Source organism: Pseudopontixanthobacter vadosimaris (assembly GCF_012979275.1).
In the GTDB taxonomy this organism is placed as follows: Bacteria; Pseudomonadota; Alphaproteobacteria; order Sphingomonadales; family Sphingomonadaceae; genus Pseudopontixanthobacter; species Pseudopontixanthobacter vadosimaris.
The window spans coordinates 1-23,550 of the sequence record NZ_JABASZ010000002.1 but is presented as its reverse complement, the minus strand read 5'-3'; the positions used below and the strand labels follow the sequence as shown (position 1 = coordinate 23,550).

At 64.2% G+C, this 23,550-nt stretch carries 23 protein-coding genes; 18 read left to right on the top strand and 5 right to left on the bottom strand.

Going from position 1 to position 23,550, the window contains the following annotated elements; all coding sequences use genetic code 11:
• The first annotated feature begins 38 nt into the window (after positions 1–38).
• Genes hemB through HG250_RS00110 form a run of 3 tightly spaced genes read left to right on the top strand, consistent with a single transcriptional unit; the run spans position 39 to position 2,189 of the window.
• Positions 39–1,034: a porphobilinogen synthase gene (gene hemB, locus HG250_RS00120; RefSeq protein WP_170001621.1), complete on the top strand. Its 996-nt coding sequence runs from the start codon at positions 39–41 to the stop codon at positions 1,032–1,034.
• Positions 1,027–1,602 (top strand): GNAT family N-acetyltransferase, encoded by a 576-nt coding sequence (locus tag HG250_RS00115; RefSeq protein ID WP_170001619.1) that lies wholly within the window; start codon positions 1,027–1,029, stop codon positions 1,600–1,602. Before hemB ends, HG250_RS00115 begins: the two co-directional genes overlap by 8 nt.
• Entirely contained in the window at positions 1,599–2,189 is a 591-nt protein-coding gene (locus tag HG250_RS00110) for a gamma carbonic anhydrase family protein (protein WP_170001618.1), read from the top strand. The genes HG250_RS00115 and HG250_RS00110 overlap by 4 nt, the downstream gene beginning before the upstream one ends.
• Before the next feature lie 51 nt (positions 2,190–2,240).
• Here HG250_RS00110 and HG250_RS00105 read toward each other — a convergent pair whose 3' ends face one another.
• The 4 genes from HG250_RS00105 to HG250_RS00090 all read right to left on the bottom strand — a co-directional run bounded on the left by HG250_RS00105 (position 2,241) and on the right by HG250_RS00090 (position 7,743).
• Positions 2,241–3,860 carry a cisplatin damage response ATP-dependent DNA ligase gene (locus tag HG250_RS00105; RefSeq protein ID WP_170001616.1) on the bottom strand — a complete coding sequence of 540 codons (1,620 nt, stop codon included), beginning with the start codon at positions 3,858–3,860 and terminating at the stop codon, positions 2,241–2,243.
• A gap of 16 nt (positions 3,861–3,876) precedes the next feature.
• Positions 3,877–4,896, bottom strand: a complete 1,020-nt coding sequence (locus tag HG250_RS00100; protein WP_170001614.1) for a ligase-associated DNA damage response exonuclease — start codon at positions 4,894–4,896, stop codon at positions 3,877–3,879.
• Positions 4,897–4,952: 56 nt separating this feature from the next.
• The gene (gene clpA / locus HG250_RS00095) at positions 4,953–7,331 is read right to left on the bottom strand and encodes an ATP-dependent Clp protease ATP-binding subunit ClpA (RefSeq protein WP_170001612.1); all 2,379 of its coding nucleotides are present in this window, start codon (positions 7,329–7,331) and stop codon (positions 4,953–4,955) included.
• A 208-nt stretch (positions 7,332–7,539) separates the two neighbouring features.
• Positions 7,540–7,743: a DUF1192 domain-containing protein gene (locus HG250_RS00090; RefSeq protein WP_170001610.1), complete on the bottom strand. Its 204-nt coding sequence runs from the start codon at positions 7,741–7,743 to the stop codon at positions 7,540–7,542.
• A 91-nt stretch (positions 7,744–7,834) separates the two neighbouring features.
• On the opposite strand from HG250_RS00090, the gene HG250_RS00085 reads away from it, so the two are divergent.
• The 3 genes from HG250_RS00085 (at position 7,835) to HG250_RS00075 (ending at position 11,580) form a co-directional block, all read left to right on the top strand.
• A complete protein-coding gene (locus tag HG250_RS00085) occupies positions 7,835–8,854 on the top strand; it encodes a zinc-binding dehydrogenase (protein ID WP_170001608.1) in 1,020 nt (339 codons plus the stop codon).
• A 164-nt stretch (positions 8,855–9,018) separates the two neighbouring features.
• Positions 9,019–9,789 (top strand): DUF1013 domain-containing protein, encoded by a 771-nt coding sequence (locus HG250_RS00080; protein ID WP_170001606.1) that lies wholly within the window; start codon positions 9,019–9,021, stop codon positions 9,787–9,789.
• 81 nt (positions 9,790–9,870) lie between these two features.
• On the top strand, positions 9,871–11,580 hold the full coding sequence (locus HG250_RS00075) for a long-chain-fatty-acid--CoA ligase (RefSeq protein WP_170001604.1): 1,710 nt from the start codon (positions 9,871–9,873) through the stop codon (positions 11,578–11,580).
• A gap of 24 nt (positions 11,581–11,604) precedes the next feature.
• On the opposite strand, the gene HG250_RS00070 is transcribed toward HG250_RS00075, so the two are convergent.
• Positions 11,605–12,759, bottom strand: coding sequence for a M23 family metallopeptidase (locus HG250_RS00070; protein WP_240956813.1), 1,155 nt, complete (start codon positions 12,757–12,759; stop codon positions 11,605–11,607).
• 249 nt (positions 12,760–13,008) lie between these two features.
• Here HG250_RS00070 and HG250_RS00065 point away from each other — a divergent pair, with 249 nt between their 5' ends.
• From HG250_RS00065 to HG250_RS00010, 12 genes are all read left to right on the top strand, one after another.
• Entirely contained in the window at positions 13,009–14,049 is a 1,041-nt protein-coding gene (locus tag HG250_RS00065) for an aldo/keto reductase (protein WP_170001602.1), read from the top strand.
• 7 nt (positions 14,050–14,056) lie between these two features.
• On the top strand, positions 14,057–14,737 hold the full coding sequence (locus HG250_RS00060; protein ID WP_170001600.1) for a nicotinate-nucleotide adenylyltransferase: 681 nt from the start codon (positions 14,057–14,059) through the stop codon (positions 14,735–14,737).
• A 146-nt stretch (positions 14,738–14,883) separates the two neighbouring features.
• The gene (rsfS, locus tag HG250_RS00055; RefSeq protein ID WP_170001760.1) at positions 14,884–15,240 is read left to right on the top strand and encodes a ribosome silencing factor; all 357 of its coding nucleotides are present in this window, start codon (positions 14,884–14,886) and stop codon (positions 15,238–15,240) included.
• 35 nt (positions 15,241–15,275) lie between these two features.
• Complete coding sequence (locus HG250_RS00050; protein WP_170001598.1) at positions 15,276–15,695, top strand: 23S rRNA (pseudouridine(1915)-N(3))-methyltransferase RlmH; 420 nt, start codon at positions 15,276–15,278, stop codon at positions 15,693–15,695.
• A gap of 49 nt (positions 15,696–15,744) precedes the next feature.
• A complete protein-coding gene (locus HG250_RS00045; RefSeq protein ID WP_170001596.1) occupies positions 15,745–16,992 on the top strand; it encodes a murein hydrolase activator EnvC family protein in 1,248 nt (415 codons plus the stop codon).
• 127 nt (positions 16,993–17,119) lie between these two features.
• On the top strand, positions 17,120–18,457 hold the full coding sequence (locus tag HG250_RS00040) for a S41 family peptidase (protein WP_170001594.1): 1,338 nt from the start codon (positions 17,120–17,122) through the stop codon (positions 18,455–18,457).
• A gap of 18 nt (positions 18,458–18,475) precedes the next feature.
• Positions 18,476–18,958: a disulfide bond formation protein B gene (locus tag HG250_RS00035; RefSeq protein ID WP_170001592.1), complete on the top strand. Its 483-nt coding sequence runs from the start codon at positions 18,476–18,478 to the stop codon at positions 18,956–18,958.
• Between the two features lie 116 nt (positions 18,959–19,074).
• Positions 19,075–19,587, top strand: a complete 513-nt coding sequence (locus HG250_RS00030; protein ID WP_240956816.1) for a demethoxyubiquinone hydroxylase family protein — start codon at positions 19,075–19,077, stop codon at positions 19,585–19,587.
• 122 nt (positions 19,588–19,709) lie between these two features.
• Complete coding sequence (locus tag HG250_RS00025; protein WP_170001590.1) at positions 19,710–20,297, top strand: hypothetical protein; 588 nt, start codon at positions 19,710–19,712, stop codon at positions 20,295–20,297.
• A 61-nt stretch (positions 20,298–20,358) separates the two neighbouring features.
• Positions 20,359–21,480 carry a non-hydrolyzing UDP-N-acetylglucosamine 2-epimerase gene (gene wecB / locus HG250_RS00020; RefSeq protein WP_170001588.1) on the top strand — a complete coding sequence of 374 codons (1,122 nt, stop codon included), beginning with the start codon at positions 20,359–20,361 and terminating at the stop codon, positions 21,478–21,480.
• Between the two features lie 77 nt (positions 21,481–21,557).
• A complete protein-coding gene (gene wecC, locus HG250_RS00015; RefSeq protein WP_170001586.1) occupies positions 21,558–22,847 on the top strand; it encodes a UDP-N-acetyl-D-mannosamine dehydrogenase in 1,290 nt (429 codons plus the stop codon).
• Positions 22,848–23,002: 155 nt separating this feature from the next.
• On the top strand, positions 23,003–23,550 hold a 548-nt coding region (locus HG250_RS00010), incomplete at its 3' end, for a nucleotide sugar dehydrogenase (protein ID WP_170001584.1).

Genomic DNA, 23,550 nt, shown 5'->3' with positions numbered 1-23,550 from the left:
GCATTGCGAAGCGGGCGCGGATGCGGCAGATGCGGGGCATGACCGCAAGCTATCCCAATATCCGCATGCGCCGAACCCGCTCGAGTGGGTGGAGCCGCAATCTCCACCGTGAGATCCAGCCGCGCGCCGCCGATCTGATCTGGCCGCTTTTCGTTACCGAAGGAAAGGGGGTCGAGGAACCCGTCGCGTCGCTTCCGGGCGTTTCGCGCTGGTCGGTGGATCACGTCATCCTTCGCGCCAGGGAAGCGGTCGAAGCCGGTATTCCCTGCATTGCCCTGTTCCCCAACACGCCGCCAGCCCTGCGCAGCGAAGATGGTGCAGAGGCGCTGTCGCCCGACAATCTGATGTGCCGGGCAATCCGCGCGGTGCGCGATGCCTGCGGACAGGATATCGGCATTCTGACCGATGTCGCGCTCGACCCCTATACCAGTCACGGGCAGGACGGGCTGCTGGACAAGACCGGCTATGTCACCAATGACGATACCGTGGCGGTGCTGGTCGACCAGGCATTGAACCAGGCGGCGGCGGGGGCCGATATCGTCGCTCCGTCCGACATGATGGACGGCCGGATTCGCCAGATCCGCATGGGGCTGGAGATGAACGGCCATAACAATGTGCAGATCATGGCCTATGCCGCCAAATTCGCCTCAGCCTTCTACGGCCCCTTCCGCGATGCGGTAGGATCGGGCGGGCTGCTGAAGGGCGACAAGAAAAGCTACCAGCTCGACCCGGCCAATGCCGAGGAGGCGATGCGTGAGGTCGCGCTCGACATCGCAGAGGGAGCAGACAGCGTGATGGTCAAGCCAGGCCTCGCCTATCTCGACATTGTCCTGCGGGTGAAGCAGCAATTTGCCATGCCGGTCTTCGCCTATCAGACCAGCGGCGAATATGCGATGATCGAGGCCGCAGCTTCTGCCGGAGCTGCCGATCGCGATGCGGTGCTGCTGGAGACGCTTACCGCGTTCCGCCGCGCCGGGGCCACAGGCGTCCTCACCTATCATGCGCTCACGGCCGCGCGCCTGCTGAATGGTTGAGTTCCACGTGGAAACTGACCGGCTACGCTTGCGCGAATTTCGCGGCGATGCAGATTGGAGGGCTTTCTTCCGCCATACCAATACGCCGCAGGTCATGCGCTGGCTGGCGGGGGTGATGGATGAAGATGGTGTGGCGGCACAGCGCCAGAGAGTCGAGGCCTGCCTTGCAACCAACGGCTTCTGCTTCTGGCTTGTCGAACGGTTGGACGATGGCGGCTGGCTGTCGGGTGAAGTGCTCGGCTTCTGCGGCTTGAAGCGCGCCGATGCACCGGGCAGCAGTGTTACGGGCGAAATGGAGATCGGCTGGCGCTTGCGTGCCGATGCCTGGGGCAGGGGTTATGCAAGAGAGGCTGCAAGGGCGGCACTGGCTGCCAGCTTCGGCCGACTCGGCGCCGAACGCATCGTCGCGCTGACCCTTGCGGAAAATACATCTAGCTGGGGTCTGATGAAGCGGCTCGGCATGGTGCGGCGCAGCGATCTCGACTATGCGGATGAACGCTACGATCCGCCGTTCCGCGACACGATCGTCTACGCCATCACGCGCGAACAATGGGAGAATGCGCCATGAGCAGCAACGCCGCCGGACACGACCGCCGCACCGATGTTTCCATCATCACCATCCACGGCAAGAGCCCGAAGATCCACGACAGCGCTTTCATCGCGCCCGGCTGCCGCATCATCGGCGATGTGGAGATCGGTGCCGATGCGAGCATCTGGTACAATTGCGTCATCCGTGCCGAAGTGAACCGCGTGGTGATCGGTGCGCGCAGCAATGTGCAGGACGGCAGCGTGGTTCATTGCGATGGCCCTGAACCGGGCGTACCTGATGGGTTCCCGACCATCATCGGCGAGGACGTGCTGATCGGCCATCTCGCCATGGTGCATGGCTGCGTGCTGGAGGACCGCGCTTTCGTCGGCCTCGGTACGATCGTGATGAACGGGTGCCGCATGGAAAGCGATGCCATGCTGGCGGCGGGCGCGATGCTCACGCCAGGCAAGACGATCCCGGCGGGCCAGCTTTGGGCCGGGCGTCCGGCCAAGTTCCTGCGCGATCTGCCCGACAAGGCGAAAGCGGGGATGCAGATGGGCGTGGCCCATTATGTCGAGAACGGCCGTGCGCACGCGGCGGCGCTGGCAGAGTTCAGCGGCGACTAGGGCCGCGTAACGGACGGCGGAAGTTGCGCGGCGCAACCGGCGCATGCCAGCTCAGTCGCGGATCAGGCCCTTCAGCGTGTCGATCCTGTCCGCTTCATGGGCGGGCTTGTCCCAGCGGATGCGGTGAATGCGCGGGAAGCGCATCGCCAGCCCGGATTTATGACGCTTGCTCTCATGCACCGAGTCGAAGGCGACTTCGAAGACGAGGATCTTCTCCGTCTCGCGTACCGGGCCGAACCGGTTGATTGTATTCTGCCGCACATGGCGGTCGATCTGCTTCAGCTCCGCATCGGTAAAGCCGGAATAGGCCTTGCCGACCGGCAGCAGTTCCGCGCCCTTGTCGGGGTCGCCATCCCAGCAGCCGAAAGTGTAATCGGAGAAGAAGCTCGACCTCTTGCCGCTGCCGCGCTGCGCATACATCAGCACGCAATCCACCAGCAGCGGGTCACGCTTCCACTTGTACCACAGCCCGGTCCGCCTCCCTGCGACATAGGGGGAATCGCGCCGCTTCAGCATCAGGCCTTCGATCGCATCGTCGCGCGTGCTCTCGCGTATCTCGGCCAGATTGTCGAAACTGTCGGCGGCGATGATGCTGCTGATGTCGAAGCGATCGGCGGGCAACCGCGGCAGGAATGCTTCGAGCCGGTCGCGCCGCGCCGTCCAGGGCAAGCCGCGCAGATCCTCGCCCTCGATCATCAGCGCATCGTAGAGGCGCACGAAGGCAGGGCTTTCGCTCAGCATCTTCTTCGACACCGTCTTGCGCCCAAGCCGCTGCTGTAAAGCATTGAAGCTGGCGGCCCCGCCCTGGGTGCGTTCATTCGCCTCGCCCCCCTGATGGCTGCCGCGCACCAGCAATTCGCCATCCAGAACCGCCGGAATCTCGAGCGCTGCGACCATTTCGGGGAAGGTCGCAGAGATGTCATCCCCCGACCGGGAATAGACGCGGGTTTCGGCGTCTTCGCCAAGGCCCGCGTGGACGAGCTGCACCCGGATGCCGTCCCATTTCCACTCCGCCGCATAATCATCCATGTCGACGACCGCGTCTTCCAGCGGATGCGCGAGCATGAAGGGGCGGAACAGCGGCAAGTTCTCGGTATCGGGCGCTTCGCCGCCTTCGGCCCAGGCGAATAATTCGGCAAAGGGCGGGGCAAGGCCGTGCCAATATTCCTCCACTTCGTCGACCGACACGTCGAAGCCCTGCGCGAACGCCACCTTGCCCAGCCGCGCCGAAACCCCGATCCGCATCGCACCGGTCGCCATCTTGAGCAGGGCGTAGCGGCCCGAGGAATCGAGCCGGTCCATCAATCGGGGCAGCTCGGCCTGCACATTGCCGCGCGTCATGCCGGACAGCAGCGACACCGCTTCAGCAACGCCCGGTGCCACGTCCCTCTGCCCCAGCGGTTCAGGCCACAGCAGGCTGGCGCATTCGGCAGTGTCGCCGACGAAGTCGCGGCTGAGCGTCCACAGGACCGGATCGACCCGATCCTTCATCATGGTGCGGATGGTGGAGGACTTCACCGCGCTGAAATCCAGTCCGTCGGTCAGCGCGGCAAGTGCCCAGCCGCGGTCGGGGTCGGGAGTCGCACGAAGGTAATCCGCGATCAGCGCCAGCTTGGCATTGCGGCTGCCGGTATAGACCAGCCGGTCGATCAGGGCGGCGAATTCCTCCACGCCTCAGCCCGCCCGCTCAATCATCTTCATCCTCATACCCCACCATGGACAGGGCGCGGGCGCGGCGCTGCGTCAGCTGGCACCAGCGCAGCAGCGCCTCCTCGCGCCCGTGCGTGATCCAGGTTTCCTGCGGATTCACCTCCTCGATCGTGCGGGTCAGTTCGTTCCAGTCGGCATGATCCGAAATCACGAGCGGCAGTTCCACATTGCGCTGGCGGGCGCGCTGGCGAACCATCATCCAGCCGCTGGCCATGGCGGTGATCGGGTCGGGCAGGCGGCGGCTCCACCGGTCGTTGAGGGCGGAGGGCGGACAGATGATGACGGATCCGCGCATATCGTCCTTCGCCTGATCGGCGACGAGCGCCAGCGCACCGAGATCGATGCCGAAATCTTCGTACAGACGGCACATTTTCTCCATCGCGCCATGCAGGTAGATCGTGTCGCGATGGCCCGCAGCCCGCAACTCGGCAATCACGCGCTGCGCCTTGCCAAGGGCATAGGCGCCGACCAGCACGCAGCGGTCGGGGTTGTCGTTCAACGCGCCGAGCAGTTTCGCCATTTCATCCGCGATCGGCGGGTGTTCGAAAACGGGAAGGCCGAACGTGGCCTCGGTTATCAATATGTCGCAAGGGGTGACGAGGAAAGGCGGGCAGGTCGGATCGGCGCGCCGCTTGTAATCGCCGGTGACGATCACCTTTTCCCCGGCATGTTCCAGCAGGATCTGCGCGCTGCCCAGCACATGGCCCGCAGGGATGTAGGTGGCATCCACGCCGCCCGGCAGGCGGATCGTCTCGCCATATTCGACCGGAGACGTATCGCCGCCCGCCGGACCTTCGCCGGTTTGATAGCGCAATTTCATGATGGCGAGCGTTTCGGGTGTCGCCACGGTCTGCCCATGCCCGCCGCGGGCATGATCGGCATGGCCATGCGTTACCAGCGCCTTGTCCACCGCTTTCGACGGATCGATCCAGCAATCTGCCGGGCCAACATGGATGCCGTGCGGGTCGGGTCGAATCCAGGAAAAAGGAAGGCTCACCGTGTCCAAATGAACGGCGAGCCTTCCCTGTTCCTCAATCCCCGGTGCCCGCGAGACTATTCGGTGCTTTCGCCATCGCTCACATCCGCGGCATCGCCGGAGCCTTCGGCCATGTCGCCTTCCTCCTCCGGTTTTTCCGCTGCCGCCTTGCGCTTCTTCTTGCGGGTCGGCTTCGGCGGGGCGGGGGTCAGTTCGAAATTGGGCTTGCCGTCCTTCATGCTGACATGGACCTCGCCGCCATCCGACAGCTTGCCGAACAGCAGTTCCTCGGCCAGCGGCTGCTTGATCCTGTCCTGGATCAGGCGGCTCATCGGCCGTGCGCCATACAGACGGTCATAGCCCTTGTCCGCCAGCCAGTCGCGTGCATCGCTGTCGAACTGGATGTGGACGTTCTGTTCCGCCAGTTGCAGCTCCAGCTGCAGCACGAATTTGTCGACCACGCGGCTGACAGTGCTGCGGCCCAGATAGGCGAAGGGCACGATGGCATCGAGGCGGTTGCGGAATTCGGGCGTGAACATCCGCTTCACCGCTTCCTCGCTGGCATCTTCCTTGGACACGTCGCCAAAACCGATGCCGCTGCGCGCCATGTCGGCAGCGCCCGCATTCGTCGTCATGATCAGTACGACATTGCGGAAATCGACCGTCTTGCCGTGGTGATCGGTCAACCGGCCATTATCCATCACCTGCAACAGGATGTTGAACAGGTCGGGATGCGCCTTCTCGATCTCGTCCAGCAGCAGCACGCAATGCGGGTTCTGGTCGACGGCATCGGTCAGCAATCCGCCCTGGTCGTAACCGACATAGCCCGGAGGCGCGCCGATCAGGCGGCTGACCGAATGGCGCTCCATATATTCCGACATGTCGAACCGCTTCAGTTCGATGCCCATGATGCTGGCCAGCTGCCGCGCGACTTCGGTCTTGCCGACGCCCGTGGGGCCGCTGAACAGGAAGGAACCGATCGGCTTGTCCGGATCGCGCAGGCCCGCCCGGCTCAGCTTCATGGCCGTGGCAAGGCGGTGCACGGCGGGATCCTGGCCGAAGACGACATGCTTCAGGTCGCGCTCCAGATTTTCCAGCGCCTTCTTGTCGTCGCTGGAGACGGATTTCGGCGGGATGCGCGCCATGGTCGCGATGACCTGCTCGATCTCGCGCGCAGTGATCTTCTTCTTCCGCTTGCTGGGCGGCACGAGCATCTGCATCGCGCCGACCTCGTCGATCACGTCGATCGCCTTGTCCGGCAATTTGCGGTCGTTGATGTAGCGCGCCGACAGTTCCACCGCCGTCTTCAAGGCGTCCGAGGTGTATTTCACCTTGTGGTGATCCTCGAATGCGGACCGCAGCCCGTTCAGGATCTTCACTGTATCCTCAACCGTCGGTTCGTTCACGTCAATCTTCTGGAACCGGCGCAGCAGCGCGCGGTCCTTTTCGAAATGATTGCGGAATTCCTTGTAGGTGGTCGAACCGATGCAGCGGATCGTGCCGCCGGACAGCGCGGGTTTGAGCAGGTTGGACGCATCCATCGCCCCGCCGCTGGTCGCGCCCGCACCGATGACGGTGTGGATTTCGTCGATGAAGAGCACCGCTTCCGGCATTTTCTCGAGTTCGTTGACGACCTGCTTCAGCCGCTCCTCGAAATCGCCGCGATAGCGGGTACCGGCCAGCAGCGCGCCCATGTCGAGCGAATAGATGACCGCGTCCTCCAGCACTTCGGGAACGTCGCCTTCGACGATCTTGCGCGCAAGTCCTTCGGCGATGGCAGTTTTGCCAACGCCGGGGTCGCCGACATAGAGCGGGTTGTTCTTGCTGCGGCGGCAGAGGATCTGGACGGTCCGGTCGACTTCCGGGCCGCGGCCGATCAGGGGATCGACCTTCCCGTTCTCCGCCTTCTCGTTCAGATTCACGCAGAACTGGTCGAGCGCGGTTTCCTTCTTGTTCTTTTCGTCCTTGGCAGGCTCGCCATCCTCGGCGCCCTGCGGCGCGCGCGGATCGCTCTTGCCGCCCTTGCCGATTCCGTGGCTGATGAAGCTGACCGCATCGAGGCGGCTCATGTCCTGCTGCTGCAGGAAATAGACGGCATAGGAATCGCGCTCGGAAAACAGGGCGACCAGAACGTTCGCGCCGGTGACAGTATCCTTGCCGCTCGACTGCACATGCAGGATCGCGCGCTGGATCACGCGCTGGAACCCGGCAGTGGGCTGCGGGTCGCCGCCATCGTCGCTCTTCAGCGATTGATATTCCTGGTCGAGATATTGCTTCACCACGTCGGACAGTTCGGCAATGTCGACGCCGCAGGCATTCATGACCTGCACCGCTTCCTCATCCTCGACCAAAGCGAGGAGGAGATGTTCGAGCGTGGCATATTCATGGCTGCGGCTGGACGCGTTGGTCAGCGCGGCGTGGAGCGTCTTCTCGAGGTTCTGGGCGAAACTTGGCATCAATCATCTTTCGTGCAGAGGGGCATCGTGGGTTCCGGCGCCGGGCCGGGTGGGCAGATCATGCCCCGATGCAGTGAACGCAGCCTATATGGGGCGCGATTTCGCGATTTCGAGAGCGAATTGGGCAGCTTGTCCGGTGCCGTGACTAGTGCCGGTGCCAGCTGCGGGAGCAGGCGCATGGCCGTCCCGAATGCCGCCGGCACCGGCATCACCTGTCCGGCGCCTTGAAGAACGCTTCCGCGGCCGTGCGATGCGCCTGCGCCTTGTCCGCATGCGCATTCGTGCGGACGATCTCCGCCTCCAGCGCGGCGATGCGCTCGGCCAGTTCTTCCTGGCTGTAAGGGGACAGATCCTCAGCCTTAAGCTGGCTGGCATGGTCGCCCTTGCGGCGGGGCAGGTCGGCTTCGTCCATCGGAATGGCAGCATCGCAATCTATCGCGCTTGCTGTCAATGGCTGCCGCCGCTAATCCTCAGGTAGGGCATTGGGGCAACAGGGGCAGATAATGATCGACGCAGCACAGGATCGCGTGCCGGAACGCATGCCCGTGGTGCACTATGACGCTCCGGGTGGCCCCGAGGTGCTGAAACTGGCCGAGATGGACGTGCCGAAGCCCGGCGCGGGCGAAGTTCTGGTGAAGGTTCAATTCGCCGGGGTAAACCGCCCCGACGTGATCCAGCGCAAGGGGCACTATCCGCCGCCGGCAGGCGCCTCGCCGCTGCTCGGTCTCGAAATTTCCGGCACCATCGCTGCGCGCGGCCCGGATGTCGATTGCCTGATGCCCGGTCAGGCGGTCTGCGCCCTGGCGCCGGGCGGCGGCTATGCCGAGTATTGCATCGTGCCTGCCGGCCACTGCCTTCCGGTGCCGGATAGCCTGACGATGGAACAGGCTGCTGCGATCCCCGAAACCCTGTTCACCGTCTGGCACAATGTATTCGAGCGCGGCTGGGCAGGCGAGGGCGAGACGCTGCTGGTCCACGGCGGCACCAGCGGGATCGGCACCATGGCGATCATGCTGGCGCGGCAGTTCGGGCTGACGGTCGTCGTGACCTGCGGAACCGACGACAAATGCGCCCGCGCGCTGGAAATCGGCGCGCATCATGCAATCAATTACAAGGCGCAGGATTTCGTGGCGGAGGTAAAGGGGCTGACAAATGGCAGGGGCGTCGATCTCGTGCTCGACATGGTGTCGGGCGACTATGTCATGCGCAATCTGCAATGTCTTGCCGAGGATGGCCGCCACGTGACGATCGCGGTCCTGGGCGGGATGCAGGCGGACATCAACATGGCCGTTATCATGCAGAAACGGCTGACGCTTACCGGATCGACGTTGCGGCCCCGGTCGATCCAGTTCAAGACGCTGCTGGCGGACGAAATTTCGAAAAATGCCTGGCCCCTGTTCGGCGACGGGACGCTGGCGCCGATCATGGACCGGACCTTCCCGCTTGCCGAGGCTGCCGCAGCCCACGCCTACATGGAATCGGGCGACCATATCGGGAAGATCGTGCTCTCTGTCGGTGAGTAGCGTCTGCCGCTTCGCCGCCGCCCTCGGTAAAGACCTTGCCGTTATCGGCGCAATAGCGTAAATCCTACCCGGAAGGCCGCTCCGCAAGGGGCGGCCCTTATATTTTCAGCGCGCTTTCCGGCAGGTCTTTGCCGCCGCGCGACCGACAGGCAGAAAGAACGATCATGGCCAAGCAACCCACCCCCCTGATGCCGCATGCGACCGCCACCTGGCTGATCGACAACACCGCGCTTGGCTTTGAACAGATTGCGGAATTCTGCGGGCTGCACATTCTGGAAGTGCAGGCGATGGCCGACGATCTCGCCAGCAGCAAATATACCGGTCGCGACCCCGTTCATTCGGGCGAGCTGACGCAGGAGGAAATCGAGCGCGGCCAGCAGGATTCATCCTATGTCCTGAAGATGCAGAAGGCGCCGATCGAGGTGACCCGCACCAAGGGGCCGCGCTACACCCCCGTTTCCAAGCGTCAGGACAAGCCGGACGGCATTGCCTGGATCCTGCGCAATCACCCCGAGGTTTCGGACGCGCAGATCGGCAAGCTGATCGGCACCACGCGCAACACCATTGGCGCGATCCGCGATCGCAGCCACTGGAACATCCAGAACATCCAGGCGAAGGATCCGGTCACCCTGGGCCTCTGTTCGCAGCGCGAACTGGATGCGGTGGTCGCCAAGGCTGCAAAGAACATCAAGACCGAAGAGGGCGAGGAAGTGCCCGCCGTTATCGATTCCGGCAGCGACCGCGAACGCCTGATCCAGGAATTGCGCGCCGAGCGCGAGGCCCAGACCAAGGCAGCGGGCGAGGCTGCACAGGAGGCCGAGGCTGCGGCATGGCTGGAACGCCGCCGCACGGAAGGCGCCGCCGAACCGGAAAATCCGCATGATGACGCGAGCGGGAACGCGCCCGAAAGCAATCGCGAGATCGACGAAGGCTAGGCTTCCCGGCAAGGACCCGCAGTAGCAGGCCAGCCCTGCAAAACACTTGCCGGACAAGGGCCGATCCGGCATTGCACTTACATGAATGTAAGCAGAGAAAGCTCCTCATCGTCCGGACCTGCGACTCCCGAACATCCGCAACCTGCCGATTACGGGCATCCCGTGCCCTGGAACACGGATTTCAAGGCGTTCTCGCTGCCGGAAATGTTCGCACGCACGGCCGCGCGCACCCCGCACGCCCATTGCGTCGATTTTCTCGGCCGCCGCTATTCCTATGTGCAGCTGCTTGCAGAAGCGCGGCGTTTCGCATCCGGCATCCAGGCCATGGGTATCGAGAAGGGCGACCGTGTCGGCCTGTTCCTGCCGAACGTCCCGATCTACGTCTCTGCCTATTACGGAGCGATGCTGGCCGGGGCGACGGTAGTAAATTTCTCGCCGCTTTATACTGCGGGCGAACTGAGTGCGCAGGTCGAGGATTCAGGCACCCGCCTGCTTGTCACGCTGGATGTCCCCGCACTGCTGCCGACCGCGATGGAGGTGATTGACAATTCCTCGCTCGAACGGCTCGTCGTCGGGCGACTGGCCGACTTGCTGCCGGTGACGAAGGGCCTGGCGCTGCGGACCCTGGGCCGTCGTCAGGCCGCTGCCATCCCGGATCGCGGCGATGTGCGGCACTGGCGCGATTGCCTGCAGGATCGCGATCCGAGGCCAGTCACGATCGACGCGCGAAGCGATCTGGCCGTCCTGCAATATACCGGCGGGACGACCGGCGTGCCGAAGGGCGCGATGCTGACCCATGCCAATCTGTCGATCAACGCGCAGCAGGTGCAGGCGCTGGACCCGTTTCCGGAGGACCGCGACATGATCATGGGCGTGCTGCCCCTGTTCCATGTCTTCGCCAACACCTGCGTGCTGAACCGCACGGTTCTGAAGGGCGGCTGCATAGCGATGCTGCCGCGCTTCGATGCAACACAGACATTGAAGACAATCGATCGCGTTCGCCCCACCGCCTTTTCCGGCGTGCCGACGATGTACCAGGCGCTGCTCGACACTCCGCGCATCACGAAAACGGATTTTTCGTCCTTGCTGATCTGCATTTCCGGTGGTGCGGCGCTGCCTGCGCCGGTCCGCGACCGGTTCGAGGAAGTGAGCGGCGCGCGGCTGGTAGAAGGCTATGGTCTGACCGAGAGTGCCGGCGTGGTTTCCGTCAACCCTTACGAAGGACAGCGCAAGCCCGGCACCATCGGGCAGCCCGTGATGCAGACGCGCCTGCGCCTGCGCGACAAGGAAGACGCCACTAAGCCGGCACCGCCGGGGGAACCCGGTGAGATCGTGATCCGCGGCCCGCAGGTCATGAAGGGTTACTGGAACCGCCCCGACATGCAGGCCAGCGCCTTCGTCCGCATCGATGGCGAGGAATGGCTGCGTACCGGCGATGTGGCGACGATCGATGCCGAGGGCTTCGTGAAGATCGTGGACCGTACGAAGGACATGATCTCCGTAGGCGGTTTCAAGGTCTTCCCGAGCCAGGTCGAGGACGTGCTGGTCGAACATCCTGCGGTAAAGGAAGCGCTGGTGATCGGCGTGCCTGACGATTACCGCGGCGAGATGCCCAAGGCGTTCGTCACCCTGAAGACCGGTGCGAACGCTGGTGAGGGCGCACTTGCGGAATGGCTGAATGCGCGCATCGGAAAGCATGAACGCGTGAAATCCGTGGCTATTCGCCCGGAACTGCCCAAGACGATGATCGGCAAGCTCGACCGAAAGGCCCTGCGCGAACAGGAACTGTAAACCTGCGCTGCGCCTTCTGTTCCGTCAGGCGCCGCGCGCTTTTTCAAGAACGTCTGGTGCGGCTTCCAGAAAGGGCCGGGGATTGACCGCGCGGCCGTGAATGCGGACCTCGAAATGCAGATGCGGTCCGGTGGATCGCCCGGTGCTGCCGATCGCCCCGATGATTTCGCCTGCCTCTACTGTCTGTCCGGGCCGGGCGTTGAAACGTGACATATGGGCATAGCGCGTCATCAGGCCATTGCCATGTGTGATCTCGACGACCTTGCCGTACCCTGATTTCATGCCGATGAAGCTGATGCGGCCGTTCGCCGCCGCATAGATCGGTGCGCCGGTCGGCCCCCGGAAATCGAGGCCGCTGTGCATCGCGCCGCTGCCACTGAACGGGTCGCTGCGGAAGCCGAAGCCGGACGAGATTGCATCCATGCTGGCCGGCATTGCCTGCGGAATGGACTGCAAACCGCGCTCCAGCGCCGCCATGCGCGCAACTGAAAGGCCCAGCTTCTCGAACCGGGGATCGAGATCGGCCGATTCGAGCGGACCACCCATCGCCGTGCGCTGCTCGCCGCGAAGAATGGCGTCGGGGTCGAGGCCGAGCTGCCGAATGGCGACGGTTGCCCTTTCCGACCGGCGGTCGGCATAGGCGGTAAGGCGATCAGCGAAATCGATCTGCCGCGCCTCGATCCGGGCGAGCATCGTTGCTTCCGGCAATATGGCACTGATCTTTGCCGCTGTCCGTGCTGCGTCGCCGGCCTGTTCCGCACCTTCGCCTGCGGGCGATTCGCCATCCGCCTTCAGATCTGCGGGCAGCCTTTCGACCATCTCCTCGATAAATTTCTGCCGTTTTGCCAGATCGCTGGCGACCGCGTCTATATCATCGCGATAGGCGTCGACGGTTTCCCGTGCATCTTCCGCCGCGGCAGCGCGCGACAGCAGGAGGGAGCGATCCGCTTCGGCGCGGTTCTGCGACGATATCATTACGCCGAGCGACCCAAGCAAGACCAGCAGCGCCAGCAGCAAGGCAGCTGCGATGCCGATCTGCACACGTGAGGAAAGTGTCACGAATCGGACCTGCCCTTGCGACCGCATGATGAATTCGCGGTCGGGAAACAGGTTCGGAAATCGGCGGCCTGCGCCGCCTGCATTGGTGATCATGTTCAAGACGACCAAATTTCCCGTCATTATTTTCTGGCGGCCCGCTAGCAAGGCTTGTTTGCTGAATCGAATCCGGGCGCGCGATTCAGGGGTGAGCCGAGACCGTGTCAGGGTGAAACGAAGTTCCTGAACGGATATTAATCCGATTTCACGGGAACCGATGCCTATTCGGGCAGTTTATCCGGGTTCTTCACGACCTCGCGATGCCGATCGCCTCGGCAGACTGCCGGGCCGGTCCGCCAGGCATTGCGGCTCCCCGGCACAAAGGCTTCTTTCATGCGTTACAACCGCCTTGGCCACACCGGCCTGTTCGTTTCCGAACTCTGCCTTGGCACCATGACCTTCGGCGGCAAGGGGATGTGGACTGCCATCGGTACTCTGGACCAGTCCGAATCGAACATGCTGGTGACATCGGCCATCGATGCCGGGGTCAATTTCATCGATACCGCGAATGTCTACTCCAATGGTCTGTCCGAACGGATTACCGGGCAGGCGCTGAAGGATTGCGGGATCGCGCGTCACGATGTGGTGCTGGCCACCAAGGCACTCGGCCCGATGGGCGAGGGCGTCAACGACCGGGGCGCCTCGCGCCACCACCTGATGAACCAGGTGGATGCGAGCCTGCAGCGGCTGCAGACCGGCCATATCGACCTGTACCAGATCCACGGCTGGGATCCGGCGACGCCGATGGAGGAAACGCTGCGGGCGCTCGATGATATCGTGCGGTCAGGCAAGGTCCGCTATATCGGCGTGTCCAATTGGGCGGCTTGGCAGATCGCCAAGGCGCTCGGCCTGTCCGAACGGCAGCGGCTGGAGAAGTTCGTGTCGCTACAGGCCTATTATTCGCTGGCCGGGCGCGACCTGGAGCGCGAGATCGTGCCGATGCTGGAGAGCGAGGGCGTGGGCCTGATGGTCTGGAGCCCGCTTGCAGGCGGATTCCTTACGGGCAAATATACACGCAGCGGCGATGAGGAAGGTCGCCGCAAGGAGTTCGACTTCCCGCCGATCGACAAGGACAAGGGTTTCGATGCGGTCGAGGTTATGCAGGCAATTGCCGGTGAAAAAAGCGTGACCGTCCCGCAGATCGCCCTGGCCTGGCTGCTGGCCAAACCCTTCGTCAGCAGCGTGATCATCGGTGCGCGCAAACCCGATCAGCTGAACGACAATCTGGGCGCGACCTCCGTCAAACTGTCGCCCGAAGACATGACACGCCTTGATGCCGCGGCGCCGCCGGCACCCACCTATCCCGGCTGGATGATCGAGCGGCAGGGCGAATATCGCCGGGACGCCATGGCCGGTGACCGACCGAAGCACTGAACGGCGAATGGCGGCACGACTGACCGGACTGCTTGGCGGAAGTTTCAACCCCGCGCATGGCGGGCACCGGCGCATTACTTGGTTCGCGATGGCGGAGCTGGGGCTGGACGAGGTCTGGTGGATGGTCAGCCCCGGCAATCCGCTGAAGCCGAAGAAAGGCATGGCGTCATTGCACGCCAGAGTGCGGTCGGCGCAGGTCCATGCGCGGCGCGCCCCGATTCGCGTCACCGCCGTGGAGCGCGAATTGGGCACCCGTTACACCGTGGACACGCTGCGCGCCCTTGCCATGCGCTGGCCGAAGCGGGAATTCGTCTGGCTGATGGGCGCCGACAATCTGGCGCAGTTTCATCTCTGGAAGGATTGGCGCGAGATCGCGCGGATGATGCCGATTGCGGTTATCGCCCGGCCCGGTTATGATGCCGCCGCCATCGCGAGCCCGGCGATGGCATGGCTGCGGCGCTATCGAGTGTCGTCCGCCAGATTCAGACAAGCGGGCGGATGGGGCACACCGGCTCTGATTTTGATGCGTTTCGATCCCGATCCCCGTTCGGCAACGGCCCTGCGCCGCGCCGATCCCGATTGGGCAACGCGCCGGCCGCCATCCGACACCACATTGCTTCGCGATGCCGTGACCCGGCGTCTCATTCCCGTTTCAGGCGGCCCGGCCCGGTCCGGCGCGCCCGAATGACCTCAGGAGAAAATCGACCGCCGATGAACCAGGCGAACACCCCGTCCGACGAGAACGGCCCCGCACCCGGTGAGGCCGGCGCGCCATCGCCTGGAGCTGCGCCCGCAGGCCAGGCAGCCAGTCGCCATGGCCGCGCACCCACGCGCATGAGCGCGGAGGAGAAGGATGCGATGCACAAGCTTGTTCTCGATCAGCTGGAGGACGATCAGGCGCAGGATGTCGTTTCGATCCCGCTGGAAGGCAAAAGCTCGATCGCCGATTTCATGGTGATTGGTTCCGGCCGGTCGACCCGGCAGGTCGCCTCCATGGCGCAGAAACTGGCGGAAAATTTGAAGAAGGCAGGCTACGGTCCGGTTCGGCTGGAGGGTCTGCCCGCCGCCGACTGGGTGCTGGTCGATGCGGGCGACGTGGTCGTTCACCTGTTCCGGCCCGAAGTGCGCAGCTTCTACAATCTGGAACGCATGTGGGCCTTCGGCGACGCGCCACCCGTCGGCGACAGTTGACCGATCGCCTGTAACGCGAGGAAGGGAGCGCCGGCGTGCTGCTGCATGTCATTGCCAGGGGCAAGATCGCCCGCTCGCCCGAAGCGGAACTGGTCGCGCGATATGAAAAGCGGATGGCGTGGCCGCTGCGTCTGACCGAATTGCCCGACAGCGGCGGGCGTGTCCCCGAAGCCGTGCCGCCGTCGCGCAACGTGGTTCTGGATGAACGCGGCAAGACCCTGGGGTCGGAGGATTTTGCGGCGATCCTGGGCGGCTGGCGAGACAACGGCATCCGCGAGGCGCGCTTCCACCTTGGTGCTGCCGACGGTTTCTCCAGCGCCGAACGCAGCCGTGCCGATCTGATCCTGTCGTTCGGTGCGGCGACCTGGCCGCATCTTCTGGCCCGCGCCATGCTGCTGGAACAGCTCTACCGCGCGACCACCATCCTTGCCGGACATCCCTATCATCGTGCGTGATGGCCAGCCTTGCCCGGGCATTCGGACAGGGAGATTCGCTGTCCTGACAATGCTGTCGGCGGCGCTGCTCGGCATCGCAGTTACCGGCCTTACAGGATCGCAATTACTGGCTCAGGCGGGCGACCGTGCAAGCGCAGCTGCATACGATGATACGCAGGATGCCCGTGCGGCGCTGAACCGCGCCCGCGCGGCGGCTGGCGAAGCGCGCCGGCGGGGTGCAGTGCTGGACCGGAGGGCGCGTTCGGCCACATTGGCGGCAGAGCGTACCGCGAATGAGGCCGCTGCGCTTGCCGCCAATATCCAGGAAGCGGAAGCGGGCATCGCCATCGGCACGGCACGGCTGGCCCTGATCGATGCGGAACGCCGCATGCTGGGGGAAAGACTGGCGAGGCGGCAGAAGCCGCTCATCCGCCTGACCGCCGCATTGCAGAAAATGGCGCGCCGGCCGCTGGCCCTGTCGGCCCTGCGACCCGGTTCGCTGCAGGAGACCGTCTATCTGCGGGCGATGCTGGAAACGACGATACCGCGGGTTCGGCAGCGTACCGCGGCCTTGCGTGCCGAGATTGCCCGCGGCGAAAATCTGGCAGCGCAAGGGCGCACGGCCCTCGCGGTTCTGCGCGGACAGGAACGGGCGCTTGCCAGGCGGCGGCAGGAACTCGCCGGCCTCGAGACACGCCAGCGCCTTACGTCGCGGCAGGCGGTCGGCGATGCGGACAGGGAAGAGGAACGTGCGCTGGCGCTGGCGGAGGAGGCGCGCGACCTGGACACGTTGGTGGAACGATTGGATGCGGCCGGTGCGCTGCGTCGGCAATTGGCCGCCCTGCCCGGGCCAATCATGCGCCCGGCCCGGCCGCAGGCATCGGAAGTCGTGGCGGCAGATACTGACGTCGGGCCGCCTCGTTCAGGGCCTCCCGTTCCTGCGGCGACTGCGCCGCCCCTGGGATACCAGCTGCCGGTCCAGGGCAGGGCGGTGGCGGGCTTCGGCTCGATAGGTGACGGCGGTATGCCCCGCCGCGGCATTTCGCTGGCCCCGATCGGCGGCGCGCAGATCGTGGCTCCTGCGGCGGGCAGGGTCGCCTTTGCCGGACCGTATCGTGGTTACGACAATATCGTGATCCTGGAACATGCCGGGGGCTGGACGAGCCTCGTTACCGGACTCGCCCGGACCGATGTGAGCGTGGGGGAGGCGCTGGTGGGAGGCACCTCGCTCGGCACGGCGGCTGCGCGCAGGCCCATCGTCATGCTGGAACTGCGGCGGGGCGGTGTGCCGGTCAATCCGCTCGATCATCTCGACTGAGGCGAATGATGAAGGCACGCTGCGGCCTCTTGCAAGCGGGCCATCCATCCTCATCTGGTATTCAGGCCTGCTTGCCTATAGGCATGGGCCGGATTCGAAAGCCCGATCTGAAAGAGTGCCACGCTTCATGAACCTCGCCGCTCTTGCCCGCTCCGCCGCACTCGTCACCGCCGTGGCCCTCATCCCCGCCACGACCGCAGGCATGGCGCAGGTGGACGGGCGCGCAGGGCCGGAATTTTCGAAATTATTCGCCACCTATCAGCGAATCAAGGCGAGCTATGTCGAACCCGTCGACGACGAGAAGCTGATTCGCGGCGCGATCGACGGCATGCTCGCCAGCCTCGATCCGCACTCCGCCTATCTCGACGGATCGGATCTGGAACGGCTGGAGACGATGATCGACGGCAATTATTCAGGCCTCGGCCTGTCCGTCATCATGGAAGACGGCGCGGTGAAGGTCATCTCGCCCTTCCGCGGCAGCCCGGCCGACCGGGCCGGGCTGAAGGCCGGCGATTACATCACCCATCTGGACGGCGAACTCATCTATGGCGGCGACCTCGACGATGCGGTCGCCCGGATGCGCGGCAAGGCGGGCACCGATATCCGCCTGACCATCTTCCGCACCGGACGCGAGGAGCCCTTCGACGTCAAGGTGACGCGCGGCGTCATCGAACTCGAACCGGTCACGCATGAATTGATGCCGGGCAATCTCGGCGTCATCACCGTCAATGAATTTTCCCGCGATGTCGGCAGCGACGTCTTCGCCGCCTGGGAAAGCATGCAGGCGCAGGCGACCGGGCGGATCAACGGGTTGATCCTGGACATGCGGTCGAACCCCGGCGGTTCGCTGGATGAGGCGGTGGCCCTGTCCGACCTGTTCCTGGATGAAGGTCAGATCGTCTCGCAGCGCGGCCGCGCGCGTGGCGAAACCATCATGTATGATGCCGAGAGCGTATTCCGCGGCCAGATTGCGCAGGGCGTGCCCATGATCGTGCTGATCGATGCCGGTTCGGCGAGTGCGTCCGAAATCGTCGCGGGTGCGCTGCAGGACCATCGCCGCGCGGTGATCATGGGGGATCGCAGCTTCGGCAAGGGCAGCGTGCAGACTCTGTTGCCGCTGACCCGCAACAGCGCGCTGAAACTGACGACGGCGCGGTATTTCACGCCTTCGGGTCATTCGGTGCAGGAAGGCGGCATCAAGCCGGACATTGCCGTGCCGCAGATTTCCGATCCGGACCTTGCCCGGCGGGCAAAATTCCGCCTGCGCGAATCCGATCTGCGCGGCCATCTGGTGAACGAAGCGGGGCTGAAGGACGAGGCACTGGAGCAGGACGCCATCGCCGATCCGCGCTTCCAGCAGACGGCGGAAGAATTGAAGGAACAGGGGATCGAGGATTTTCAGCTGCATTATGCCTTGCAGACCCTGCGGCGCACGGCACCCAATGCGGTGGCCCGCCGGCGGTAAGAACCGGGGAGGCGCATAATGATCGACACACCCTCGGCCCTCCTCGCCCGCAGGCTGGCGTTCGGCGTACCCGCGCTGGCGCTGGGCGGGGCGTATCTGGCGCAATTCGGCTTCGGGCTCTATCCTTGCGAGATGTGCTGGTGGCAGCGTTATCCGCATTTTGCGGCACTTGGCCTTGCCTTCGTATCGCTGGTGGCCGCACCGCCCCGCCTGTGGGTCGCCTTCGCAGGAATCGCCATCATATCGTCGGGGATCATCGGCGGATTCCATGCCGGGGTCGAATATGGCTGGTGGGAAGGGGTGACCGCCTGCACCGGCCCGGCGGCCGCTTCGGGGAGTAACGCGCTCGACGCCATCATGAATGCGCCGCTGATTCGCTGCGACATGGCACCATGGACCTTTGCAGGCGTTTCGCTGGCGGGTATGAATTTCCTGCTCTCCACATTCGGCGGCCTGTGGATCCTGTGGCTGCTGGCCAGACGCAAGGTGCTCGATCTGTGAACGACATGAACAGGACCATGGCCGTGACGCCGCCGGCCGCGCCGGCTTCCGAACATGCGGGCATCGCGGCGGCCCGCGCCCGCGCCGGTATCGACAGGAAAACCGATGTCGGACGCATGATCCGCGTCGATCAGGCCGGTGAATATGGGGCCACGCGCATTTACGCGGGGCAACTTGCCGTCATGGGCGATCGCGCTCCGCATTCAGCGGAGATTACCGCCATGGCGAGCGAGGAGGACCGGCATAATGCCGCATTCAACGCGCTGATGACCCGGCGCGGGGTCCGCCCGACCATGTTGCAACCGTTCTGGTCCGCCGCCGGTTACACACTGGGAGCGGTGACGGCCCTGCTGGGGCCGGAAGCGGCCATGGCCTGCACCGCTGCGGTGGAGGAGGAGATCGACCGCCATTATTCCGACCAGCTCGACGAGCTGGAGATGCATGGTGCGGGTGCAGGCAGCACCGACCCCGAACTTTCCGGCATGATCGAGGATTTTCGCGAGGACGAACGCCAGCATCGCGACACGGCGCTTGCCCATGGGGCGGAAAAGGCGTTCGGCTATCCGCTGCTATCCGGTGCCATTCGCCTCGGCTGCCGCGCAGCCATTCGCCTGGCGGAACGCATCTGAACGAGGGCAGCCGATTACGGTTGCACGCTCTGGAACGGCGGGCCATTCCGAACGCTTCATAAACGGTTCAGTGCATCAGGTGCCTGTTGCCAAATCGACGAACGCCAGAAACGAGTATTGCCATGAAACGCCTGATAACCACAGCTTTGCTTGCCGCGACATTCGGCTTTTCCGCGCCTGCAATGGCGCAGACTGCCGCGGATGGCGTCGTGGGGACGGGCGAGGAACAGTACCGCATGGTCATCGTCTATGGCGACGATGAGGTGCCTGCCGCCGTTGGCGAGGAGATCGTCGTCGTCGCCCGCCTCCCGGAGGCCGACCGCTTCCGCATTCCGGAAAACCTGCGCTTCAGCGACGACCCGGCGAATGAAAGCTGGGCGCAGCGGGTCGAGAGGCTGGAGATGATCGGCGATTTCGGCACGCTTTCCTGCTCGACTGCGGGTGCCGGCGGTTTCACCGGCTGCACGCAGGAATTGATCCGCCGCGCCTATGGCGAGAGGGAAACCGCCGATTCGGTGCGGTTCGGTCAGCTGATCGCCGCCGCGCGTGCCGAACGCCTGTCCGCCATCGATAGCGAGGCTGCGGCGGAACAGGAGCGGGTGGAACAGATCGAACGTGAATATATGCAACGCCTGGAAGCGGAGCGGGAGGCCGAACTGCCGGTCGATGCCGCGCCGGAGAACAATCTCGCCGCTCCGCCGCAGGGCTGAAGCGGGTAGAGGCTACCAGACCTTTCATGCCTGTTAACCGGCAGTCGTTAAGGCTTGCTGCATGAAGCTGCCGCGCAAGATTCTCAGCGTTTTCGGGACTCGTCCCGAAGCCATCAAGATGTTTCCGCTGTGTCATGCGCTGGCGGCGGATGAACGGTTCGATGCGCGCATCTGCGTGTCGGGCCAGCATCGCGGCATGCTGGACCAGGTGCTGGAAATCGCGAATATTCGCCCGGATCACGATCTCGACCTGATGAAGCCCGACCAGTCGCTGGATGCGCTGACGGCAAAGCTGCTTACCGGCATCGGAGCGATACTGGACATCGAACAGCCGGACATCGTGGTGGTTCAGGGCGACACCGCGACCGCCATGTGCGGCGCGCTCGCAGCCTATTATCGCAAGATTCCCGTCGCTCATGTCGAGGCGGGATTGCGCAGCGGCGATATTCACCATCCCTGGCCCGAAGAAGCGAATCGCAAGATCGTCGGCAGTTTCGCCCGCTGGCACTTCGCTCCGACGGAAACCGCCGCTGCCGCGCTCAGGCGCGAGAATGTCGATCCCGGCGCCATTCACGTCACCGGCAATACGGTGATCGATGCACTGCACTGGATAACGGCGCGCATCGCTGACGAGCCGGAACTGGCAGCAGGCCTCGCGCCGGTCGCGCAGCGATTCGCAGGTCGCCGCGTCATCGGGGTGACCAGCCACAGGCGGGAAAATTTCGGCGATGGCATGGCCGCCATCGCCGCCGCGATCCGCGAGATTGCCGAACTGGACAATGTGGCGATCATCTTCCCCGTCCACCTCAACCCCAATGTTCGCAGGATCATGGCGGCAGAGCTGGACGGGCTTGACAATGTCGCCTTGCTCGAACCGCTGGATTATCCGCATTTCGCCCGCCTGCTCGATATTGCGACGCTGATGCTGACCGACAGCGGCGGCGTGCAGGAAGAGGCCCCCGCGCTGGGCAAGCCCGTACTGGTCATGCGCGAAACCACGGAAAGGCCCGAGGGTGTAGAGGCCGGAACGGCGCGGCTGGTCGGCACCGACCGGCAGCGCATCGTCGCTGAAACCCGGCGGCTGCTGGGAGATCCGGAGGCCTATGCCGCCATGGCCCGGGCGCATAATCCGTTTGGCGATGGCAAGGCTTCACGCCGCATCGTGGACGTGCTGGCCGGCTGAGCCCTGAAGCGTTACTGCAATCTTTACCCTCGCAGCGCTATGGCGTTCAGCACTGAAAAGAAAAACGGAATTGTAAGATGCGCGGCGAGAGCAAACCTGAAGTCTGCGTGATCGGCCTTGGCTATATCGGGCTGCCGACGGCGGCGATCATCGCGCGGGCCAATTGCCCCGTCACCGGTGTCGATGTGTCGCAGCAGGTGGTCGACACCATCAATCGCGGCGAAATCCATATTGAAGAGGTGGATCTGGACGGGCTGGTACAGGGCGTCGTGCAGCGCGGCCTGCTGAAAGCCAGCACGAAGATGCAGGCTGCGGATGTCTTCGTGATCGCCGTGCCGACTCCGTTCATGAAAGACGGCGATCACACGCCCAATCTATCTTATGTGATGAGTGCAGCGGATGATGTGGCCACCGTTCTGAAGAAGGGCGACACGATCATCCTCGAATCCACCTGCCCGGTGGGTACGACGGAACAGATGCGCGACCGGATCGCCGCGCTGCGTCCCGACCTGGCGATGCCGGGGCTTGCCGCCGGCACGCCGGACGTGGCCATCGCCTATTGCCCCGAACGGGTGCTGCCCGGACGTATTCTCGAGGAACTGGCGAATAACGACCGATCCATCGGCGGCATCACCCCGCGCTGCGCGCGCAAGGCGCTGGCCTTCTACAAGCGATTCGTGCGCGGCACCTGCGTCACCACTGATGCGCGTAGCGCGGAAATGTGCAAGCTGGTCGAAAATGCCTATCGCGACGTGAACATCGCCTTCGCCAATGAATTGTCGATGATCTCCGATGCGATGGGGCTGGATGTATGGGAGGTGATCCGCCTTGCGAACCGGCATCCGCGCGTGAATATCCTGCAGCCCGGGCCGGGCGTGGGCGGCCATTGCATCGCGGTTGACCCCTATTTCATCATCCACGGCGCGCCCGACCAGTCACCGCTGATCCGCACCGGGCGTGCCGTCAACGATGCCAAGATGCGCCATGTGATCGAGAATGCGGCGCGTCTGGTCGGCGACAATCCCGGCCTGAAGGTCGGCTGCCTCGGCCTCGCCTTCAAGGCCAATATCGATGATTTCCGCGAAAGCCCGGCACGTCTGGTAGCCGCCACGCTGGCGCGGCGCTTCGGTGACAGGATCGCTGTCGTCGAACCCTATGCCGAAAGCCTGCCGCAAGAATTCGCCGGCACCGGCGCGGCGCTGGTCGATATCGACACGGCCCTGGAGGAATGCGGTATCCTGATCGTGCTGGTGGACCACGATCTGTTCCGCGCGATCCCTGCCGAGGAACGCAGCCGTGCGCTGATCTACGACACGCGGGGTATCTGGCCTGATTTTCGACAGCATACCAGCGCTGCGAATCTATAGGGGTTCTGGCAGTTTGGCCGCAGTTGGATGGCAAATGTGGATTAGGGTCGCACCGGTCGCTTGACGGCGGTGGTTCTGGAGGGGACAAGCCGGCGCTACATCCAGGCCGTCGAGAATGACGGCGATATTCGTATTGAAAGCAGGAGTTCCCGTTAATGAAGATCGCGATGGTAGGATCGGGCTATGTCGGCCTAGTCTCGGGGGCATGTTTCGCAGATTTCGGCCATGATGTCGTCTGCATCGACAAGGACCAGACCAAGATCGACCGCCTGCACCAGGGCGTGATGCCGATCTACGAACCCGGGCTCGATGCGCTGGTCGCGGCCAATGTCGCAGCCGGGCGGCTGTCCTTCACCACCGACCTTGCCGACGGGATCGAGGGCGCACACGCGGTGTTCATCGCGGTCGGCACCCCCGCCCGCCGGGGCGACGGCCATGCCGATCTGTCCTATGTTCACGGCGTTGCCGAAGAAATCGGCACGCATCTCTGCAACGATACCGTCGTCGTCACGAAATCCACCGTTCCGGTCGGCACCGGCGATGCGGTGGAACGGATCATCGCCGAAAGCGGCGCTGCGGGCGAGCGCGGCCACCGGGTTGCGGTCGTCTCCAACCCCGAATTCCTGCGCGAAGGTGCGGCCATTGCGGATTTCAAGCGACCCGACCGCATCGTGATCGGGACCGATGACGAGTTCGGGCGCGA

Coding starts and splice junctions, on each gene's coding strand:
- hemB (WP_170001621.1), top strand. CDS start 39: ATGACCGCAAGCTATCCCAATATCCGCATGCGCCGAACCCGCTCGAGT.
- HG250_RS00115 (WP_170001619.1), top strand. CDS start 1,027: ATGGTTGAGTTCCACGTGGAAACTGACCGGCTACGCTTGCGCGAATTT.
- HG250_RS00110 (WP_170001618.1), top strand. CDS start 1,599: ATGAGCAGCAACGCCGCCGGACACGACCGCCGCACCGATGTTTCCATC.
- clpA (WP_170001612.1), bottom strand. CDS start 7,331: ATGCCAAGTTTCGCCCAGAACCTCGAGAAGACGCTCCACGCCGCGCTG.
- HG250_RS00090 (WP_170001610.1), bottom strand. CDS start 7,743: ATGGACGAAGCCGACCTGCCCCGCCGCAAGGGCGACCATGCCAGCCAG.
- HG250_RS00085 (WP_170001608.1), top strand. CDS start 7,835: ATGATCGACGCAGCACAGGATCGCGTGCCGGAACGCATGCCCGTGGTG.
- HG250_RS00080 (WP_170001606.1), top strand. CDS start 9,019: ATGGCCAAGCAACCCACCCCCCTGATGCCGCATGCGACCGCCACCTGG.
- HG250_RS00075 (WP_170001604.1), top strand. CDS start 9,871: ATGAATGTAAGCAGAGAAAGCTCCTCATCGTCCGGACCTGCGACTCCC.
- HG250_RS00070 (WP_240956813.1), bottom strand. CDS start 12,759: ATGACGGGAAATTTGGTCGTCTTGAACATGATCACCAATGCAGGCGGC.
- HG250_RS00065 (WP_170001602.1), top strand. CDS start 13,009: ATGCGTTACAACCGCCTTGGCCACACCGGCCTGTTCGTTTCCGAACTC.
- HG250_RS00060 (WP_170001600.1), top strand. CDS start 14,057: ATGGCGGCACGACTGACCGGACTGCTTGGCGGAAGTTTCAACCCCGCG.
- rsfS (WP_170001760.1), top strand. CDS start 14,884: ATGAGCGCGGAGGAGAAGGATGCGATGCACAAGCTTGTTCTCGATCAG.
- HG250_RS00045 (WP_170001596.1), top strand. CDS start 15,745: ATGCTGTCGGCGGCGCTGCTCGGCATCGCAGTTACCGGCCTTACAGGA.
- HG250_RS00040 (WP_170001594.1), top strand. CDS start 17,120: ATGAACCTCGCCGCTCTTGCCCGCTCCGCCGCACTCGTCACCGCCGTG.
- HG250_RS00035 (WP_170001592.1), top strand. CDS start 18,476: ATGATCGACACACCCTCGGCCCTCCTCGCCCGCAGGCTGGCGTTCGGC.
- HG250_RS00030 (WP_240956816.1), top strand. CDS start 19,075: ATGATCCGCGTCGATCAGGCCGGTGAATATGGGGCCACGCGCATTTAC.
- HG250_RS00025 (WP_170001590.1), top strand. CDS start 19,710: ATGAAACGCCTGATAACCACAGCTTTGCTTGCCGCGACATTCGGCTTT.
- wecB (WP_170001588.1), top strand. CDS start 20,359: ATGAAGCTGCCGCGCAAGATTCTCAGCGTTTTCGGGACTCGTCCCGAA.
- wecC (WP_170001586.1), top strand. CDS start 21,558: ATGCGCGGCGAGAGCAAACCTGAAGTCTGCGTGATCGGCCTTGGCTAT.